An 18273-nucleotide genomic window follows, 5' to 3' on the forward strand; every position below is an offset into this window, starting at 1 on the left:
ACATGCTGATCAACTGTGCTGCATACCAGGACGGCCGCAAGCTGGCGGAAATCGATATCGACGCCATCAGCGACTACGTGTCGAAGCCCGAGTGTTTCGTGTGGGTCGCGCTGAAGGATCCGACGCCGGACGAGATCGACCTGATGGGCGAGGAATTCGGGCTGCACGAGCTTGCGCTCGAGGATGCCCGCAAGGGGCATCAGCGGCCGAAGATCGAGGAGTACGGCGATTCGCTGTTCGCGGTGCTGCATATGGTCGAGCTCGACGACGACGGCGAATTCAAGGTCGGCGAGCTGAACGTGTTCGTCGGCCCGAACTACGTGCTGTCGATCCGCAACCATACCGAGCAGGACTTCCGAGACGTGCGCAAGCGCTGCGAGCGCGAGCCGCATCTGCTGCAGGAAGGGTCGGCGTTCGTGTTCTATGCGCTGATGGATCAGGTCGTCGACCGCTATTTCCCGATCCTCGAGACGCTCGGCAACGAGCTGGAGGAACTCGAGGACCGCATCTTCACCAAGGCCTCGCCCGCGTCGTCGCGCGCGATCATCGAGGATCTCTATTCGCTGAAACGCCGGCTCGTGACGCTGCACCAGCACACGGCGCCGCTGATCGAGCCGCTCGCGAAGCTCACCGGCGGACGCATTCCGCAGGTCTGCAGCGGGATGCAGCATTACTTCCGCGACGTGTACGACCACCTGCAGCGGATCGTGAAGACGATCGAAGGGCGGCGCGAGATGGTCGTAACCGCGATCCAGGTCAACCTCGGGATGATTTCGCTCTCGGAGAACGAGGTGACCAAGCGGCTCGGTTCGTTCGCCGCGCTGTTCGCGATACCGACGATGATCGCCGGCATTTACGGGATGAACTTCGCGAACATGCCCGAACTGCACCTCAAGTACGGCTTCTACGGCTGCATCGCGGTGATGGTCGCCGCCGATCTCGCGTTGTGGTGGCGCTTCAAGCGGGCGGGGTGGCTGTAGCCGGGGGCGCCGCTAGCGCGGGGCGTGCTTGCCGACTACGACGCGCCACGGACGCACGCACCAGGATTTGACGAGGCCGTGCTGCACGTAGGGATCGGCGCGGGCGAACGATTCGGCGGCTTCCGGCGAGTCGCCTTCGAAGACGAGCACGGCCCGGTCGGCTGGATCCTGCAATGCGCCGGCGAGCATGAGCTCGCCGCGCTCGGTTGCCGCCTGCGCGAGGGCGAGGTGCTCGGCGCGGTACTGTTCGCGCCGGGACAGATAATCGTCGACGAGTTCGTAGATCAACTGGTAGTGCATGGTCGCTCCCGGAATCGGCCGCCGCAGGATGGCGGGCGGTTGGCCCAGTATAGGGCGCGTTTCGGTCTTTGTCGGGCGTGGTTTGCGACGGCTTCGCCGCTGCGCGGCCGGCTGATCCCGGGCGGCTGACGAGATGATTTTCAGGCCCCGACGCCCTTTCTTTAAATGCAACTAACGGTCTAGTTTGGAGTCACCGTCGCATGGATTCGGGTCATCGCACCGGACCGGATATCGCCCGTTTTGTCTTCAAGAAAGGCGGGTGTGGCCGGCATGTTCCATGCGCATTCCGGGCACGAATTTCGCATGCCGGCGAGGGCGGCCGTGTCCACCGCAAAAAGGGCCGAAGCCAGATATCGGACCGCCCATGCGGACGTCGTGCGAGGGCGTTTCCATTGGCCGCAATGCGACCTATGCTGAACGAATCCGGAGCGAACTTCGTTCGCCCGATTCGTCAAGACGAGGTGTGCCATGCCTGTATCAGCCACCCTGCAGGATTGCCTGCGCCAGAAGTCATCGCGGTACGAAGTCGTGTACCACCCGTATAGCCACACCAGCATGGAGACGGCCGCTGCCGCGCATATCCCCGGCGATCGCCTCGCGAAAACCGTGCTGCTCGAGGACGACGAAGGCTACGTCGCCGCCGTACTGCCGACGTCGCACGCGGTGCGCCTGTCGGACCTCTGGGTCAAGACCGGCCGTCATCTCGTGCTCGCCAGGGAAATCGAACTGCGCGAACTGTTCAAGGATTGCGACCTCGGCGCGTTGCCGCCGGTATGCATGGCGTACGGGATGAAGACGTTCCTTGAGGAACATCTCGCGCAGCAGCCGGAAGTGTATTTCGAGGCCGGCGACCATGAAGCGCTGATCCACATGATGCAGGACGAATTCCTGTCGCTGATGGAGACAGCCGAGCGCGCGCATTTCTCGCACAAGATGCAGGGGATGTGGTTGTCCTGATCGTCCTGTTGCGGGCGGTTTGCGGTAGTTGGAGACGGCGTCTGGCGGGCGGCCGTCGGGGGCGTTGCGTGTCGCCGGTTTTGCCGCAATTGCGTTCATGCTGTAAATCGGTGCTGTGAGCGACCGGTGAGGCGGGATTCTGGTGGCGTCTAGCAGGGATTTCAGTGGTGTTGTCGGGTGAATTTCATATTTGACATAATCATAGTTATCGATAAGTTTTGTCCGCTTTTGGCTACACGGAAATGTCGCTGTAGCAGCCGATCCGCCGACCAACCACAGCCGTATTCATGACACGTCTCGCGCGTTCCGTACGACGTACTCGCGACCGTCTTCCTCGGCCAGCTTCACGTATTGCGCCAGCTTTCCGGATTGGATGTTCTTGAGCACCCACAACGCGGCGATCCGCTGATATTCGTGTCCGGTGTGCCACGCACGCTCCGCGAGCGCCTCGGCATGAGCGGACTTCAGTGCGCCCAACGCAAGCAAGGCACGTCGGCGCACGTATTCGTCCTCGTCGTCCACCAGGCGCAACAGCAGTGCCTCGGCCTCGGCGGCATGCGAACCCAGCCCGCCGAGTCGCGCGGCCAACTGCCATTTGGCGTTCGGCTCCGACGCGTCGATCGAGGCGCGCGCGAGTGCCAGCAACGCGTCGGGTTGCGTCCAGAGCATGCTCGAAATGTGTTCCAGCGTGTGGTCGCGGGCAATCGCGTAAAGCAGATCGGCGCGCGCGGTTGCGGTCCAGGCGGCCGGCGCAAGCGAGTCGACGACGGCAAGCGACGCGTCCCACAGCGCTTCCCAATCGCCGTACTCACATTCCCATTCGACACTTCGCTGGCGGACTGGGTATAGCGCCGCCCATTCCCTGAATTTTTCGACCTGTTCGTGCAGTGTGTTCAACGCGTGCATGGAAAGTGTATTGATTGCGGCCTGCGTCACGATGCGATGCATGCGGCGTGAAACTGCGCCATCAGGCGCGGAACGTTGCCCCTGCAGCCCCAAACCGGATGTATCGAGCCGCCCCGCTCGCGACTTTCGTCGCGTCGCGCGGCACCCGGCATGCCGCGCGACTCGCATACCGCACCGGCTGTTCCGGGGACGCTCGCGCGATCCTGCACTCGTGCAGGTGCTGCGCCGGCCGAAGCAAGCGTCCGGGACGAGCGAATCGGCGTCGTCCGCCACCGGGCAATCTCTGGGCGATTCCGGGCCGGATCTACGGATGTGGGCAGGATTGTGCCAGTTTTGGTCGTGTTCGGAGTGTCGGACTGCGCACCGAACATCCACGTGCGACCGCATGCCCTGCCCTGATTGTCTTGGGGAGGCGTTCGGTCAGGCGCGTTTTCGTATCTGGGAGTTTTCATGAAAAATAGATCTATTGTGATAAGAAAAGTTATCCGGATCTTTTCGATAAAAAACAGAAGTGCCCGACGCGTGACGAACGATCCGGCGCGGGGCATTCCCAGCATTCCGCTGCACAAACCGTCGAATTCACAACGATCGACGCGTGTTGCCGTGTGATCGCGTCGACGCACCTCCTCCAGCACCCTCGCCGCTGCCGCCGCCCCGCATTTGTTCCCGCGACGCAAGACTGTTGGTCCATGGTGGGTATTCGAACTCCGGCCCGCCGCGCCTAGAGTTGCGTCCATCGGATTCATCGATCCGGTCGGCGCTGAAGCCGAAAACCAGTCACCTGTCGAGGCATATCATGAGCACTTCCAAAGTCATCATCGTCACCGGCGCATCGCAAGGCATCGGCGCCGAAACGGTCAACGCATTCCGCGCCCAAGGCCATCGCGTGGTCGCGACGTCCCGTTCGATCGGGACGTCGGACGACCCCGATCTCGTCACCGTCGCGGGCGACATCGGCGACCCGGCCGTCGCGCGGCGCGTGGTCGACGCCGCCATCGAGCGCTTCGCCCGGGTCGACACGCTCGTCAACAACGCGGGCATCTTCATTGCGAAGCCGTTCACGCAATACACGGCGGACGACTATGCGGCCATTACCCGCGTGAACCTGGACGGTTTCTTCCACATCACGCAGCGCGCGATTGCGGCGATGCAGCGCAACGGAAACGGCGGCGGTCACGTGGTCAGCATCACGACGAGCCTCGTCGATCACGCGAACAGCAACGTGCCGTCGGTGCTCGCATCGCTGACGAAAGGCGGGATCAATGCGGCGACGAAGTCGCTCGCAATCGAATATGCGAAGGCCGGCATCCGCGTGAATGCGGTGTCGCCCGGCATCATCAAGTCGCCGATGCACGCGCCCGACACGCACGCGACGCTCGCATCGCTGCATCCGGTCGGCCGGATGGGCGAGATGAGCGACATCGTCGGCGCGATCCTGTATCTCGATTCGGCGCCGTTCGTCACCGGCGAGATTCTGCACGTGGACGGCGGCCAGAGCGCCGGGCACTGAGCCGCAACGTCATGAACATGCGCCGGCGCGGAAGATGCGGGCGCCCCGATGCCGGCGCAGGCGTGGCGTCGGCGCCCCGCTCTGCCCGGTTGACGGCATGGCTGGCCGCGGCTAGCGAGCCCGCCTGCCGGGTGCCTGTTCGAGATGTTCGACGAGAAAGTCGACGAAGACGCGCACGCGCGACGAAAGATAGCGCGCATGCGGATACAGCAGCATGAACGGCCGCGATCGCCCGCCCTGCGCGGACAGCACCTCGGTGAGCGTGCCTTCCCGCAGATCCCGCTCGACGATGAAGCGATAGGTCTGGAACAGGCCCGCACCGCTGCGCGCGAGCGTGACGCCGGCGAGGACGTCGCCCGACGTGCCGTAGCCGCTCGTGGTCGCGACGTCGATTTCCGCCGATCCGTCGCTGAACAGCCATGGAATCGGCCGGCCGCTGCTTGGAAGCTCGAACTGGATGCATTCGTGCGCGTGCAGATCGTCGACCGTGCGCAGCACGCCGGCGCGCTTCAGATAGCCCGGCGTCGCGACGACGACGAGTTCGGCGTCCTCCAGCTTGCGTGCGACCAGGCTCGAATCCGCTGGCGCGCGGCCGCGGATCGCAAGGTCGAAACCCTCCTCGGCGAAGTCGATGTTGCGATTGCTGAGATGGGTTTCGACGCGTACGTCCGGGTATCGCTCGCGAAACGCGGGCAGCAGCGGCAGCACGCGATAGTGTCCGTATGGCGTCGGCATGCTGATGCGCAGCACGCCGGCCGGCGTTGCCTGCTGCCCCGTCGCTTCGCGCTCCGCGTCGACGAGCTGCGACAACGCATCACGGCATTGCTCGAAATAGCGCCGCCCGGAATCGGTGAGCCGGATCTGGCGCGTCGTCCGGACGAACAGGCGTACGCCGAGACGCTCCTCGAGCCGCGCGACCGACCGGCTCACCGCGGCCGGCGTGACGCTCGCGGCCGTTGCGGCAAGCGTGAAGCTGCCGAGTTCGGCTGCCAGGCAGAACAGCTCGATGCTGCCGAGCAGGAGGTCATCGAATTTTCTCTGCATGGGGGCGGCTCCTGCTTCCTCGTGCCGCCTGGCGCGGCTGCAAGACGGCGAATCCGGCGTGCGGCCGCAACGAGGCACCGCGCTTCCGGCCCGCCAGCGCGCGTTGTTTCGCGGCGGGACGCTGAAGCACCGAGTGTGCATGAATCCCCGCCGGGAAACCAGCGTATCGGCGACACCGGTGGTACGCGTTCGCGCCGCGTTGCACCGCGGGCGATTCGTTACACCGCGTGTCGAGTCAATTGCGCGAACGATATTTACCGGCCCCGACCGCCTCACTAGAGTGACTGACAGAGGCCGTGGCGAGTCGCGCGTCCACACCGCGGCCAACTCATCAACGATCCCCGAAGGAGCATGCCATGACGATCGAACAGAAGCTGGCCGAACTCGGCTTCACGCTACCCGAACCGCCGCAACCGCTCGGCAGCTATACGGCCGTCAGTGAGGCCGGCAACCTGTTGTTCATTTCCGGGCAATTGCCGCTCGTCGACGGCAAGGTGGCCTATACGGGGCGCGTCGGCGAACAGCTGAGCGTCGATGACGGTCGGCGCGCGGCGCAGCTCGCGGCGCTGAACGTGCTCGCGCAAATCAGAAAGCACCTCGGCGGGTTCGACCGCCTGCATCACATCGTGCGTGTCGAGGGACACGTCGCGTCGGCCGACGGCTTCCACGGTCAACCGGCCGTGATCGACGGCGCTTCCGACCTGTTCGCCAAGGTGCTGGGCAACAAGGCCGGACATGCGCGCTCGGCCTTTTCCCACCGCCAGTTGCCGGCCGACGCGGCGGTGGTCCTGGTCGTGATCGCCGAAGTCCGCCCGGCATGACCGGGTTGCCGAAGGCCCGGGCGACCGCGATTCCGGCGCGGCCATCTGCCCTGCCATCGCTGAATCTTCCGGTCCGGGTCGTCTTTTCAATATAAGGGTTTGATCGCCCGCGAGCCTTGTCCGGCAAGGCTCGCCACGATCTCGATACATTGAAATACAAAATATCGCGTGCGATTTAATCGAATCCGCTTGACTAGGCCGGCCGTCTCGACCAAACTGCGTCGCATGCGATCAAATCGCATCAGAGAAAAACCTTCCTACCTGACGGAGTGAACGATGAGCAAGATCGAAAAAGTGCTGTACACGGGCAAGACGCATACGACTTCCGGCGGCCGCGACGGCGCGGCTCGCAGTTCCGACGGCCGCCTCGACATCCAGCTGTCGTCGCCGGGCAGCGCCGGGAACGGCACGAATCCGGAACAACTGTTCGCGGCCGGCTGGTCGGCCTGCTTCATCGGCGCGATGCAGCTCGCGGCGCGCGCGGCGAAGGTCACGCTGCCGGCCGATCTCGCGGTCGATGCCGAAGTGGATCTGGGCACGGGCGGCAACGCGTACTTCCTGCAGGCCCGCCTGAACGTGAGCGTGCCGGGACTCGATCGCGACGTCGCGCAGCACATCGTCGACACCGCACACCAGACCTGCCCGTATTCGAAGGCGACGCGCGGCAACATCGACGTCGAGATCCGCATCGTCTGAGCCATGCACCGGGCGGCCACGTGCTGCCCTCCTGAATGTCCTGCCATTTTCTTGTCGAGGTGAATGATGAAAACCCAACTGATCGCTGCCCTTCTCGTTGCCGTGTCCGCTGCCGTTGCCGCGCCGGCCTTTGCCAGTGACGCCGTCGCGACGCGTGCACAAGTGCGTGCCGAACTCGTCCAGCTGCAGCAGGCCGGCTATGTGCCGGGCCGCGCGAACGATCCGCACTACCCGGACGACCTGCAGGTCGCGCTGACGCGTATCCACGCCAACGACACCGTCGCAGCCGATACGGCGACGTCCGGTTATGGCGCCGACGCCGCAGCCGTCACGCAATCGGGCAGCCGTCCCGTCACGCGCATCGCCGAGCGCTCGATCTACTTCGGCCATTGAACGAAGTCGCGATCGACGCCGATTGCCGGCGCGCGGCGTTCACATTCCGATTACTCTTTTCTGTCGAGGTAAATGATGAAGACCCAACTGATTGCAGCCCTGCTCGTCGCCGTGTCGGCTTCCGTTGCCGCACCGGCCTTCGCGACCGAAAGCACCGTGACGCGCGCGCAAGTGCGGGCGGAACTGGCTGCCCTCCAGCAGGCCGGCTATCTGCCGAATCGCCCGAACGATCCCAACTATCCGGACAACCTGCAGGCCGCGCTGAAGCGGGTGCGCGACAACGATGCAACGGCGGCCGACACCCGGACAGCCGGTTACGGCAACAACGCCGACGGTGCGACGCAATCCGGCAGTCGCATCGCGATTCGCACGGCCGAGCGCTCGATCTATTTCGGTCGTTGAGCGTCGCGACGAAATCGAAGACACCGTCCGTCAAATAAAGCGCATGCGATGTAATCGTATGCGCTTTTTGTATGCCCGCAACCGGCGCGGGCGATCGCGTCTATGCTGTGCGACGGGCGGCCTTCAATCAAGGAGCAGACGATGCTGGAACCGACGACGGAGCAGGAAGAAGGCGGATCGCATCCGCTCGACGATGCCGTATGGCGCGCGCTCACCGGGGAGCAGCATCGTTTCGCCCTCGGCGACGCGCTTGCGCGTCGATTTCCTCCTGCGCTCGCACCATTTGCGGGCATGGCCGACCGCAGTCCGACCGCGTTCGACGCGTTGCACGGACTGATCGACGCGCATGGACCGGCGGCACTCGTCACGCCGGACGAGATCCCGACGCCGGCCGGTTTTTCCGTGGTCTGGCGGGCGATGCTGCATCAGATGATCTGGCAGGGAACGCTCGACGGCGCGCCTGCTCTGGAGCATGTCCGGCTCACCGAAGCCGATGTGCCGGAGATGCTCGAACTGATCGCGGCGACGGAACCGGGCCCGTTCGGCCCGCGCACGGTCGAATTCGGCGGCTATATCGGTGTACGCCGGCAAGGCCGGCTGGTGGCGATGGCCGGTCAGCGGCTGAGGGCCGGCGGTCATGCGGAGATCAGCGCGGTGTGTGTGGATGCGGCTTTCCGGGGCCAAGGCCTCGCGGCCGGACTGATCCGGTCGTTGGTCGCGACCATCCGCGCGCGGGCGGAAACGCCGTTCCTGCATGTGCTCACGTCGAACCACGGCGCGATCGAGCGCTATCGCGCACTCGGCTTCGTGACGCGTCGCGACATGCATTTGCTGGTGCTGGGGCCCGAGAAAACCGGGACGGGCCAGCCGGAGCGCCGGCCATAAGAACGGGTCGCGCCGGCAATCGCACCGCAGGCTCGACATCGAGCCTGCGTTTAATCGTCTATTCGTCGATCGAATTGATCAGGTTGCCGCGCAGCGTGACGATGGCCTTCTGCATCTTCGCGAATTCGTCGGGTTTCAGCCCGGTGGCTTCGACCAGATTCATGTCGAGCCCCTTCTCGCGCACGCGACGGCCGCTTTTCGTCAGGCTCACGAGCACCTGGCGCTCGTCCGACGGATCGCGGTGCCGCTCCAGATAGCCCATCGCCTCGAGCTTCTTCAGGATCGGCGTCAGCGTGTTCGATTCGAGGAACAGTTTTTCGCCGAGTTGCCCGACCGTCTGGTTGCCCTCCTCCCACAGCGCGATGATCGTGATGTATTGCGTGTACGTGAGGCCGAGCTCTTCGAGGATCGGTTTGTATGCCTTGCCGAACGCGAGATTCGTCGAGTAAATCGCAAAACACAGGAACTCGGACAGCTTCGGTGCGGCGGGCGATTGTGTTTCGGTCGGTTTCATGGGCGTTCTCCAGCGACGGCGGATCGTGTCGCAGATGGACGCATTATATATCGCGTGCGATCTTATCGGTAGCATGATTATCGTTTCCGATCAACATGACTCGACGCCCACGGCACCTGTTCCGGTTCAGTCTTGTCCGCCGTCGTTCCGACCCCGTCGGTCGCCGGTCCGCTGGCGGCTGACCGACAGCAGCGAACACTGCACCGGATGCGCGATTTCGGTCGCGAGGCCGCCGACGGCGAACAGCAGGACCATCAGCCAGCGCTTCATGCGTCCTCCACGACGGAAAGGCTTGCGCCGTCGGCGACGGTCGCATCGAGCGCATAGGGATCGACACCGTCGAGGCAACCGAGATTGACGCGCCAGCACGCGGGATCCTTGCGCGTCTGATGAAACGGATAGACGCCGCAGCGGCTGCAGAAATAGTGACGGGCCGTGTGCGTGTTGAAGCGGTAGAGCGTCAGCGCGTCCTCGCCTTCGACGATCTTCAGGTCGGCCGCGGCGAACATCGGGCTCATCAGCGCGCCGCGACGGCGGCAGAGGCTGCAGTTGCAGCGAGTCGCCGGCGCGAGCGCGGTCCGGACTTCGAATTTCACGGCGCCGCAATGGCAGGATCCGTTGAACCATGTAGCAGACATGTCGTGCTCCTCAAGAGGTCATGTCCGCTTTATAACGGGCCTTCGCCGATGCGTTGTATCACGCTGTATCCGCGCCGCGCGCGGATACAGGACGTTGCAATTTTGTCCCCGGCCATGCGCATGGCGGCTCATTCGCCGAGCACCGGCGCGCCGCGTGCCGCCGGGAAATCAGTCCAGCGCATGCTGTAACCGTGCGATGGCCGCCCGTGTCTCGCGCTCGAGCGTCGCGAACAGTTCGGCCGCCGGCAGCGACCGGGCGAGCGGCGCCGCCTGCCCGGCCCATTGCGCGCCGTAGCCGAACTCGCCGTTCGCCTTCGCGGCCGCATGCAGTGCCTTGCCGGCGTCGTATGCGATCGGATAGGCCGGCGTGGCCGGCGCGTGCGGATCGTCGCCGAGCGCGGTCAGCCGGTTCGCGATGCCGCGCGCGATCCGTCCGGAGACCGCGGTCGTCAATGTCGTGCGGCGCGCTGCGTCGCCGAGGATCGCGCGGCGATAACCGTCGTCGATCGACGTCTCCGGGCACGCGACGAAGGCGGTGCCGAGCTGCGCGGCCTGCGCGCCGAGCGCCAGCGCGGCGGCGATGCCGTCGCCGTCCATGATGCCGCCGGCCGCGATCACCGGCAGTGCGCATTCGCGCACCAGCAGGCGCGTCAGCGCGAACGTGCCGAGCCGGTCGTCGTGCGCCGTCGAGTCGAATACGCCACGGTGCCCGCCGGCCTCGATGCCCTGCGCAACGATCGCGTCGATGCCGGCCGCGACGATCTGCCGGGCTTCGTCGGGATTCGTCGCGGACGCGAACAGCGTGATGCCCGCGCGCTTCAGCACGGCAATGGCCTCATCGGACGGCAACCCGAAATGAAAGCTGACGACCGCCGGTTTTTCTTCGATCAGCATCGCGAGCATCGCATCGTCCGCGACGAAGCTCGTGTAGATCTCCGACAACGACGCCGGCGGCGTCGCGCCCTGTTCGCGGAACGCGGGCGCGAGCCAGTCGAGCCACGCGCGTTCGACGACAGCGTCGGCGCGGGCCGGCTGGTGGCAGAACAGATTGATGTTGAACGGCCGGTCAGTGAGCGCGCGCGTGTCGCGGATCATCTTGCGCGCACCGTCGGCGTTCGTCGCGCCGACGCCGAGCGAGCCGAGCCCGCCCGCATTCGACACGGCGGCCGCCAGCGCGGGCGTGCTGACGCCGGCCATCGGCGCCTGGATGATCGGGGTGCGGATGCCGAGCGTGCGCAACAGCGTCCGGTTGTCGGTCGGTCGATTCATGTCGTTGCCTCCTGCAACGTCCGGGATCGGAATGCTTCGGCCGGGTGCCGGCCGAAGCTGCCGGGTCGGGTCCGGCACGCGGTATGCGGCATGTTCACGGCGCGACGCGCATCCGAACGGTGCGCGAACAGCCACCCGCAACTGCGCCCATGCTACGCCAGCCTGCCGCCCGCGGGCCAGCCCAACCTTGCTGCTATCGATTGCGTACCCGATAGGCGAGCCCCGCGCAGGCCGTCAGCAGCGCGGCCGTCACGAAGAACACCGAATGCAGGCCGAGCGCGACGCCGATCTGTCCGCCGATCACGGGGCCGATCACCTGCCCGCCGAATTGCGCGGATTGCAGGTAGCCGAGCATCTGGCCCGTCGCGCGCTCGTCGACGGACTGCCGGACCAGCTTGCCGATCGACGGCAGCAGCCCGGCGAGCGTCATCCCCATCAGCACGCGCAGTGCCGCGAGTTGCCACCAGTGCGAGACGAACGCCTGCGGCACCATTGCGAGCGCGGTCAGCAGCAGGCAGCCGACGATTACGTTCCAGCTGCCGATACGGTCGGCGAGCGCGCCGAGCCGCGCGGCGGTCAGCATACTGCCTAATGCGGAACAGGCCATCACGACGCCGGCGACGCGCGCCAGATGACTGCCGTCGACGCCGAGCCCGCCGATATAGACCGTGATGATCGGCTCGATCGACATGTTCGCGAGCAGCACCATCATTGCCGTCACCAGGAGCGCGGCGACCGCCGTACGATCGGTGCGCCGTGTCGTAGCCTCGGTCGTCGCGCGGGCGTGTCGCGCCAGTGCGTCGGTGTCCGCGTGAAAGTCCTCCTTCACGACCAGGATCGTCAGCAGCGCGGCGACGGCGATCATCGCCCCACCCGCGAAAAACGTCCCGCGGATGCCGAGCCAGCCCGGCAGCAGGCCGCCGACGAGCGGCCCGACGAGGTTGCCCGCGAGCGCGCCGGTCGACAGAATGCCGAGCGCCCAGCCCGCACGCTCGCGCGGTGCCTGAGTGCCCACCATGACGGTCGATGCCGATGCATAGCCGCCGACGAGTCCGGCGACGAGCCTCAGTGCGACGAGCTCCTGGACGTTGTGCGCAATACCGATCAGCGACATCACGACGGCCATTCCGAGCGCAGCGCGCACGAGCATGGGTTTGCGGCCGAAGCGATCCGCGAGACGGCCCCACAGTGGTGCTGTGACTGCGGTGCCGAGAAACGTCGCGCCGAACGCGACGCCGGACCATTCGATCACGGCCGATTGCGCATCGACGCCGAGCTGCCGCACGTAGAGCGGCAGGAACGGCAGCAGCATGCTCAGGCTGACGAGCGTCGTGAACGAGCCGAACACGCACACGGCGAGATTGCGCCGCCAGTAGCGTGCGTTGCGTTCGGCATAACTGGCGGCGGACCGGCCGGCGCGCACCGTATCGGGTGCCGGGAAGGTCGTGCTCATCGCGCCCTCGCCGTGGCGGCGACGTCGACCGCGAGCGCCAGCAGCAGCGCGGCGGCCCCGACGGCGAACAACGTTTCGTATCGACCGCCGCTCGATGCGAACAGATACGACAGGCCGTAGGCGGCCATCGCCTGCATGATCGCGAAGCTGGTCGTCGCACTGCGCCATGCGCGTTTCGCAACCGACGGATGATGCGCGAGCAGTTCATTCACGCGGCCGAGCGCGAGCGGGACGATGCCGGGTGTGAACGCGCCGACCAGCACGCTCGATACGATCAGCGAGGCGGGTCCCATCCCCAGCAGCGGCAGCACGACGGCGATGGCCTCGATCGCGAATGCAATGCGCAGTGCGCGACCGAATCCCGCCCGATCGGCGAGATGCCCGCACGCGAGCGGCCCGACGATCGCGCCGAGGCCGTACAGCACCCAATACTGCGCGCCCGCGTCCACGCCCTTGTCGAGTCCGCGCGCAACGTAGTCGACGAGGAAGATCATGTGCGGGACCAGCCCGACTGCGTTGAGCCCGTATTCGACGTACAGCGCGCGCAGGCTGCCGGTCGGGAGGTTACGGGCGTGCGTGGCCGGCGACGCGACCGCCGCGGGCGACGCATCGTCCGTTGGCCAGCCGCGCCACGCGACGGCGGTCAGCAGCAGCGACACGATCGCGAGCCCGAGCCACGTCGCGGTGAGACCCTGCCGCAGCAGGATCGGCACGATCGTGCCCGACGCCGCGATGCCGAGACCGATTCCCGTAAAGATGCCGCCGCTTGCGAAACCGCGGCGCGCCGGCGGCACGTGCGTGAGGATCGCCGGCGCGGCGAGCACCATCAGGGCGCCCCCCGACAGGCCGGACGCGAAGCGCCACACGAAGAACCACAGGAACGACACGGGCGCCGCGCACGCGACGAACGCAAGGGTCGCGAGCAGCATCATCGCGCGCAGCACGGCGGTCGAGCCGGCGCGGCGCGCGAGCGCGCCGGCGACCAGCGCACCGGCCAGATAGCCACCGAGGTTGGCCGCACCCAGATAGGCGGCCGTCGACGCGGGAAACCAGTGCGCGCCGATGATCGCGGGCAGCAGCGGCGTATACGCGAATCGCGCCAGACCGATGCCGATCAGGCTCGCACTGGCGCCGGACACCGTGCCGCGCCACACGTTGAACGCGGGGGCATGCTGCCGGTCGAGAAGCGCTTGTTGCATTGAAGGACCTCCATTCGCTGCGCGGACGCATGCGCGTCCGACGGTTGAAGGAAGTCTAGATTGAACCGGGTGCCGGGAGAATCCATGCGTCGCGGAAGCCATTCTTCCGCAGTTCGGTTCAATCTTCGTCGGTGATGGTGGCCAGCCGGGCGAAGTGCTCGCGCAATCTCGGCGCGGCGAAATCGACGAACGTCCGCACCTTCGGCACCGACAGCCGTCCGTAAGGCGTGACGAGGTGGATCGGCAGCGGCGCATGCTCGCTGTCGCGCAGCACGATTCGCAGCGCGCCGTCCCGAACCTGCTCGGCGACGTGATATGAGAAGAGGCGCGTGACGCCATGGCCGGCGAGCGCCGACGCGAGCGCGCCGCGGATCGTGTTGACGATGAACCGCGGCGCGAACTGGACCACCTGTGGCAGCGCCGACTGGCCGGACGGCGGGAAGCTCCATGAATCGAGCCCGAAGTGCGTCATCGAGATGATCCGGTGCCGTGCGAGATCGGCCGGCGCGGTGATCGGCGGATGCTCCGCCAGATAGTCGGGTGACGCGACGACGACGCGTCGCACCGCGCCCACTGGAATCGCGACAAGCGTCGAATCCGTCAGATGCGCGATGCGCAGCGCGACGTCGATTCCCTCGTCGATCAGGCTGACGGGGCGGTCGAGCAGTTGCAGCCGAATCGACACGGCCGGATGGCGGTCGATGAACTCGTCGATGAGTGCGCGCAGCACGTCCTCGCCCGCGGCGACCGGTGCCGTGATCGTCAGCAGGCCGCGCGGCGCCGAGCGTTCGTCGGCGATCAGCATGTCCGCTTCCTCGAGATCCGCGAGGATACGGCGGCACGCTGCGGCGTAGCGTTCACCGGCTTCGCTCAGGCGAATCGTCCGGGTGGTCCGGTACAGCAGCGCGGTGCCCGTGTGTTCCTCGAGAAACGCGATCGCGCGGCTGACTGCCGCCGGCGAGCGGCCGAGACGGCGGCTCGCGCCTGCGAGACTGCCCTCGTCCAGCGTGGCGACGAACACCTTCATCGCATCGATTCGGTCCATGGGTGTGAGTGAGCGCGAGTGGTCGTGTCATTGGCGGCGGGAACGCCAGCGAGCAGTCTACCGTACGCTTTCGGCGATGACCGGTCGGCCTCGTCGTGCCGCTTCGTGAAATACTGCGGCCACGCGTCCTCCGGAACTCCGCAATGAGTGAAATGCCCGCCATGCCCTCGTTCTGTTGCCCGATCGTGCGTTTCGCACTGACGTGCGTCGTGGCGTTGCTGGTCGTCGGGCCGGCGACGGCCGCCTCGGCCACGAATGCCATGCACTTGCCTGGCGGGTCGCCCGTACCGGCAGCGCGCACGCCGCAACGCATCCTGTTCGTGGGCGACAGCCTCACGCACGGCCGTTACACGCCCGTGCGTTCGTACGGTGCGATGCGGTCCGGCCGCGAGGATATGGGCGGGACCGCGCGGGTCGTCGATGAAAACTTCGGGCAGACCGGGGCCCGCGCCGAACGCGAGCCGGGCCCGTGGGGCGGGATTCCGGGGATCTTCGCGCGCTTCGCCGCCGAAGCCGGACTCGACTACGAGGTTCATCTGGAAGCGATGTCGGCGACGAGCCTCGCGAAACATGACCGCGTCGCATCGGACGTGATCGATCGGCCCACGTGGGATGTGGTGGTCCTGCAGGAACTGAGCGCGAAGCCGCTGCCGCTCGCGCTCACGCACAGCCGCGCCAGCGATCCGGCCGGTTTCCGTGAGAGCGTCGCGAAGCTCGCACGCGGCATCCGTGCGGCGGCGCCGCACGCGCGTGTCTATCTGTATGAAACCTGGCCACGCGCCGATCTCGCGAAAGCGCTGGCGGGCGAGCCGGAGAGCGCCGGTTTTCACGCGCGGTACGTCGATCGTCTCGCCGACCTCGTCGCAGCGTATCGCGATGCATACGACGGCGCGCGCCGCACCGATCCGTCGATCGCCGCCGTCGTGCCGGTCGGCCGTGCGTGGCAGCGTGCGTGGACGACCGGCGTCGCCGATCCCGACCCGTATGCGCCGTCCGGCGCGCCGCTGCTGTGGTACGGCATGCGCGCGCAGAACGACCCGCCGATCTCGCGGCCCGATTATCTGCATCCGGGCGTGCTGGGCGCTTATCTGAGCGCGCTCGTGCTGATTCAGCAGATCGCCGGGGTCGACGTCCGTACGTTCGGCCCGCAGGAGCACGCTGCCGCGCAGCTCGGCATCGCGCCGGACATGGCTGCAAGGTTGCAGGCAGTTGCGTCGGATACGGTCCGCCAGGAACGCGCCGACGCCGGCTCTGCCCCCGCTGTCGATGCCGGTCGGACGGCGACAGCCGGATGCCCTGAGCCATGCGCGTCGCAATGAACGGCAATGCGGCGCGCACGGCGCATCACGTCGAGCGGTGGACGCATGACGAATGCGGAGGGCTGAGCCTGCCGCTCCACTCCGTTGCGTAGCGCCGCCGGTCCCGCCAATGCCGAACCGCTCCGCGCGGCATCGCGGCCCGCCGAATGCACGCAGTATCACCCATGGTTTTCCCTGCCCTCGTACTTCCGCAGCGGCCGGACCTTCATCCGAAGCCCGCCCGGCGGGCGTTCCGCAGCCTTTCTGCGCAGGAAAGGATGCTTGAAGCATGCGCAATTATCGTGTCGCGCAAATTCACCGACGATGTTTCGGACGATCGGCGCCACCCATGCAACCGGCCTTTCGCGGGCCTGGCGCGCACGCGCGCCGCGTCGCGCGGCCGGAGCCGCAAGGCCGGCCGCGAACGGCCGGGCGTCGCGCCACGGCAAATCGATAATCAGGAGACACGATGAACAGCCAATCCCTCGACCTCGGCGGCACCGCGGGCGACCCCGCGTCCGCCGTACCGTCCGCGGCCCGGGCCGGCGCCGGTGCGACGGCCCTGCCCGCCCGTGGCGTCACGCTCGGCGAATTCATGGACGACCTGCCCGTCGGTGCGCTGCACCGCTTCGTCGTCTGGGTGATCGGCGTCGGGCTGTTCTTCGACATGTACGAGATCTTCCTCGTCAGCACGATCGGCTCCGCGTTGCAGAACGAATATGGGCTGAGCCGGCAAAGCGCCGATTTCAAGCTGCTGCTGGCCTCGGCATTCATCGGGATGTTCGTCGGCGCGATGTGTCTCGGCAGCCTTGCCGACCGCATCGGGCGGCGCAAGGCGTTCCTGTTGACGCTCGTCTGGTACAGCGCGTTTTCGCTGATCGGCGCGTTCTCCGTGAACGCCGACATGCTGGTCGCATGCCGGTTCATGACGGGCATCGGCGTCGGCGCGATCTACCCGGTCGCCGACAGCTTCCTGTCGGAAATCCTGCCGAAGGACAAGCGCGGGCGGTTCGCCGCTTGGGGCTATACGACTTCCTACGTCGCGGTGCCGCTGGTCGGCTTCCTCGCGCTGTGGCTGAATCCGCTGCATGTCTCGGGTGTGGCCGGCTGGCGCATCATCCTCGCGATCGGCAGCCTCGGCGCGGTCTACGTGCTGCTGGTCCAGCATCGGCTGCCGGAAAGCCCGCGCTGGCTGCTCGCGCAGGGCCGCGTCGCGGATGCGCATGCCGCGGCGCGGCGCTTCGCGGACAGCGCGGGCGTGCGCGTGCCCGAGCAGTTCGCGGCATCGGCCGAACCGCAGCGTCCGCTGCGCCTCGGCGAGCGCATCGCGCTGCTGCGCCGCCGGCCTTACGGCGCGCGCTACCTGATGCTCGCGGTGTTCCACTTGTTCCAGGGCTTCGGCTATTACGGTTTCGGCACGCTCGCGGGCACGGTCGTCAAGAGCCGCGGGTTCGACGTCACGGACAGCACGCTGTTCATAGCGCTGTCGTTCATCGGTTATCCGATCGGCTCGCTGCTGTCCATTCCGCTGCTGAACTGGATCGAGCGCCGCACGCTCGTGATCGGGTCGATCCTGTCGATCGCCGCGTTCGGGCTGTGCTTCGCGTATTCCGGCAACACGGTGCTGATCGTCTACTTCGGTTTCCTGACGACCTGCGCGTCGAACGTGTTCAGCAACGCGTATCACGTGTACCAGGCGGAGATCTTTCCGGCACGTGCGCGCTCGACCGCGATCGGCAGCACGTACGCGCTGTCGCGCATCGTCAGCGGCGCGCTGCCGTTCGTGCTGCTGCCGGTGCTGGCCGCGCATGGCGCCGGCGCGATGTTCGGCGTGATCTCGGTCGCGCTCGGCATCGTTGCCGTCACGCTGCGCGTGCTGGGGCCGCTGACCTCCCGGCGCAGCCACGACGACATCAACCCGGTATGACACGGCGACCGGCACGGGGCATGCGCATGCGTGCCC

At 66.6% G+C, this 18273-nt stretch carries 20 protein-coding genes; 10 read left to right on the forward strand and 10 right to left on the reverse strand.

The genetic code is table 11. The annotated features are described in order from the left end of the window. Positions 1-2 precede the first annotated feature (2 nt). A complete protein-coding gene (gene corA / locus ACV22V_RS06070; RefSeq protein ID WP_059524542.1) occupies positions 3-980 on the forward strand; it encodes a magnesium/cobalt transporter CorA in 978 nt (325 codons plus the stop codon). Between the two features lie 12 nt (positions 981-992). On the opposite strand, the gene ACV22V_RS06075 is transcribed toward corA, so the two are convergent. Next, complete coding sequence (locus ACV22V_RS06075) at positions 993-1280, reverse strand: YciI-like protein (protein WP_059451388.1); 288 nt, start codon at positions 1278-1280, stop codon at positions 993-995. Between the two features lie 468 nt (positions 1281-1748). Here ACV22V_RS06075 and ACV22V_RS06080 point away from each other — a divergent pair, with 468 nt between their 5' ends. Beyond that, a complete protein-coding gene (locus tag ACV22V_RS06080; RefSeq protein WP_044848239.1) occupies positions 1749-2237 on the forward strand; it encodes an aminoacyl-tRNA deacylase in 489 nt (162 codons plus the stop codon). A 285-nt stretch (positions 2238-2522) separates the two neighbouring features. Here ACV22V_RS06080 and ACV22V_RS06085 read toward each other — a convergent pair whose 3' ends face one another. Then, positions 2523-3185, reverse strand: a complete 663-nt coding sequence (locus ACV22V_RS06085; RefSeq protein ID WP_448013240.1) for a HEAT repeat domain-containing protein — start codon at positions 3183-3185, stop codon at positions 2523-2525. Between the two features lie 754 nt (positions 3186-3939). Between ACV22V_RS06085 and ACV22V_RS06090 the strand changes: the two genes are divergently transcribed. After that, the gene (locus ACV22V_RS06090) at positions 3940-4653 is read left to right on the forward strand and encodes an SDR family NAD(P)-dependent oxidoreductase (protein WP_448013241.1); all 714 of its coding nucleotides are present in this window, start codon (positions 3940-3942) and stop codon (positions 4651-4653) included. A 111-nt stretch (positions 4654-4764) separates the two neighbouring features. On the opposite strand, the gene ACV22V_RS06095 is transcribed toward ACV22V_RS06090, so the two are convergent. Next, positions 4765-5697, reverse strand: a complete 933-nt coding sequence (locus ACV22V_RS06095; RefSeq protein WP_448013242.1) for a LysR substrate-binding domain-containing protein — start codon at positions 5695-5697, stop codon at positions 4765-4767. A gap of 356 nt (positions 5698-6053) precedes the next feature. Here ACV22V_RS06095 and ACV22V_RS06100 point away from each other — a divergent pair, with 356 nt between their 5' ends. The 5 genes from ACV22V_RS06100 (at position 6054) to ACV22V_RS06120 (ending at position 8894) form a co-directional block, all read left to right on the forward strand. Continuing rightward, positions 6054-6518 carry a RidA family protein gene (locus ACV22V_RS06100; RefSeq protein WP_448013243.1) on the forward strand — a complete coding sequence of 155 codons (465 nt, stop codon included), beginning with the start codon at positions 6054-6056 and terminating at the stop codon, positions 6516-6518. A gap of 276 nt (positions 6519-6794) precedes the next feature. After that, entirely contained in the window at positions 6795-7214 is a 420-nt protein-coding gene (locus tag ACV22V_RS06105; protein ID WP_059451383.1) for an organic hydroperoxide resistance protein, read from the forward strand. A 66-nt stretch (positions 7215-7280) separates the two neighbouring features. Beyond that, positions 7281-7607, forward strand: a complete 327-nt coding sequence (locus tag ACV22V_RS06110) for a DUF4148 domain-containing protein (protein WP_448013244.1) — start codon at positions 7281-7283, stop codon at positions 7605-7607. 72 nt (positions 7608-7679) lie between these two features. Beyond that, complete coding sequence (locus ACV22V_RS06115; RefSeq protein WP_059691685.1) at positions 7680-8009, forward strand: DUF4148 domain-containing protein; 330 nt, start codon at positions 7680-7682, stop codon at positions 8007-8009. 141 nt (positions 8010-8150) lie between these two features. Continuing rightward, positions 8151-8894 carry a GNAT family N-acetyltransferase gene (locus tag ACV22V_RS06120; RefSeq protein ID WP_448013245.1) on the forward strand — a complete coding sequence of 248 codons (744 nt, stop codon included), beginning with the start codon at positions 8151-8153 and terminating at the stop codon, positions 8892-8894. A gap of 58 nt (positions 8895-8952) precedes the next feature. On the opposite strand, the gene ACV22V_RS06125 is transcribed toward ACV22V_RS06120, so the two are convergent. The 7 genes from ACV22V_RS06125 to ACV22V_RS06155 form a co-directional block, all read right to left on the reverse strand. Then, positions 8953-9408, reverse strand: a complete 456-nt coding sequence (locus tag ACV22V_RS06125; protein ID WP_059524298.1) for a MarR family winged helix-turn-helix transcriptional regulator — start codon at positions 9406-9408, stop codon at positions 8953-8955. 126 nt (positions 9409-9534) lie between these two features. Further along, on the reverse strand, positions 9535-9678 hold the full coding sequence (locus ACV22V_RS06130; protein WP_448013246.1) for a hypothetical protein: 144 nt from the start codon (positions 9676-9678) through the stop codon (positions 9535-9537). Beyond that, the gene (locus ACV22V_RS06135; protein ID WP_448013247.1) at positions 9675-10046 is read right to left on the reverse strand and encodes a GFA family protein; all 372 of its coding nucleotides are present in this window, start codon (positions 10044-10046) and stop codon (positions 9675-9677) included. Before ACV22V_RS06135 ends, ACV22V_RS06130 begins: the two co-directional genes overlap by 4 nt. 168 nt (positions 10047-10214) lie before the next feature. Next, positions 10215-11315, reverse strand: coding sequence for an NAD(P)H-dependent flavin oxidoreductase (locus tag ACV22V_RS06140; RefSeq protein ID WP_448013248.1), 1101 nt, complete (start codon positions 11313-11315; stop codon positions 10215-10217). Between the two features lie 193 nt (positions 11316-11508). After that, positions 11509-12768 (reverse strand): MFS transporter, encoded by a 1260-nt coding sequence (locus ACV22V_RS06145; RefSeq protein ID WP_448013249.1) that lies wholly within the window; start codon positions 12766-12768, stop codon positions 11509-11511. Continuing rightward, the gene (locus tag ACV22V_RS06150) at positions 12765-13967 is read right to left on the reverse strand and encodes a YbfB/YjiJ family MFS transporter (protein ID WP_448013250.1); all 1203 of its coding nucleotides are present in this window, start codon (positions 13965-13967) and stop codon (positions 12765-12767) included. The genes ACV22V_RS06145 and ACV22V_RS06150 overlap by 4 nt, the downstream gene beginning before the upstream one ends. A gap of 118 nt (positions 13968-14085) precedes the next feature. Beyond that, positions 14086-15012, reverse strand: coding sequence for a LysR family transcriptional regulator (locus ACV22V_RS06155; RefSeq protein ID WP_059691691.1), 927 nt, complete (start codon positions 15010-15012; stop codon positions 14086-14088). Between the two features lie 143 nt (positions 15013-15155). Between ACV22V_RS06155 and ACV22V_RS06160 the strand changes: the two genes are divergently transcribed. Together ACV22V_RS06160 and ACV22V_RS06165 are read left to right on the forward strand one after the other, a co-directional pair. Next, positions 15156-16331, forward strand: a complete 1176-nt coding sequence (locus ACV22V_RS06160; protein ID WP_448013251.1) for a hypothetical protein — start codon at positions 15156-15158, stop codon at positions 16329-16331. 448 nt (positions 16332-16779) lie between these two features. Continuing rightward, a complete protein-coding gene (locus ACV22V_RS06165) occupies positions 16780-18237 on the forward strand; it encodes an MFS transporter (RefSeq protein WP_448013252.1) in 1458 nt (485 codons plus the stop codon). Positions 18238-18273: the final 36 nt, after the last annotated feature.

The sequence above is a fragment of the Burkholderia sp. AW33-5 genome (assembly GCF_053427615.1).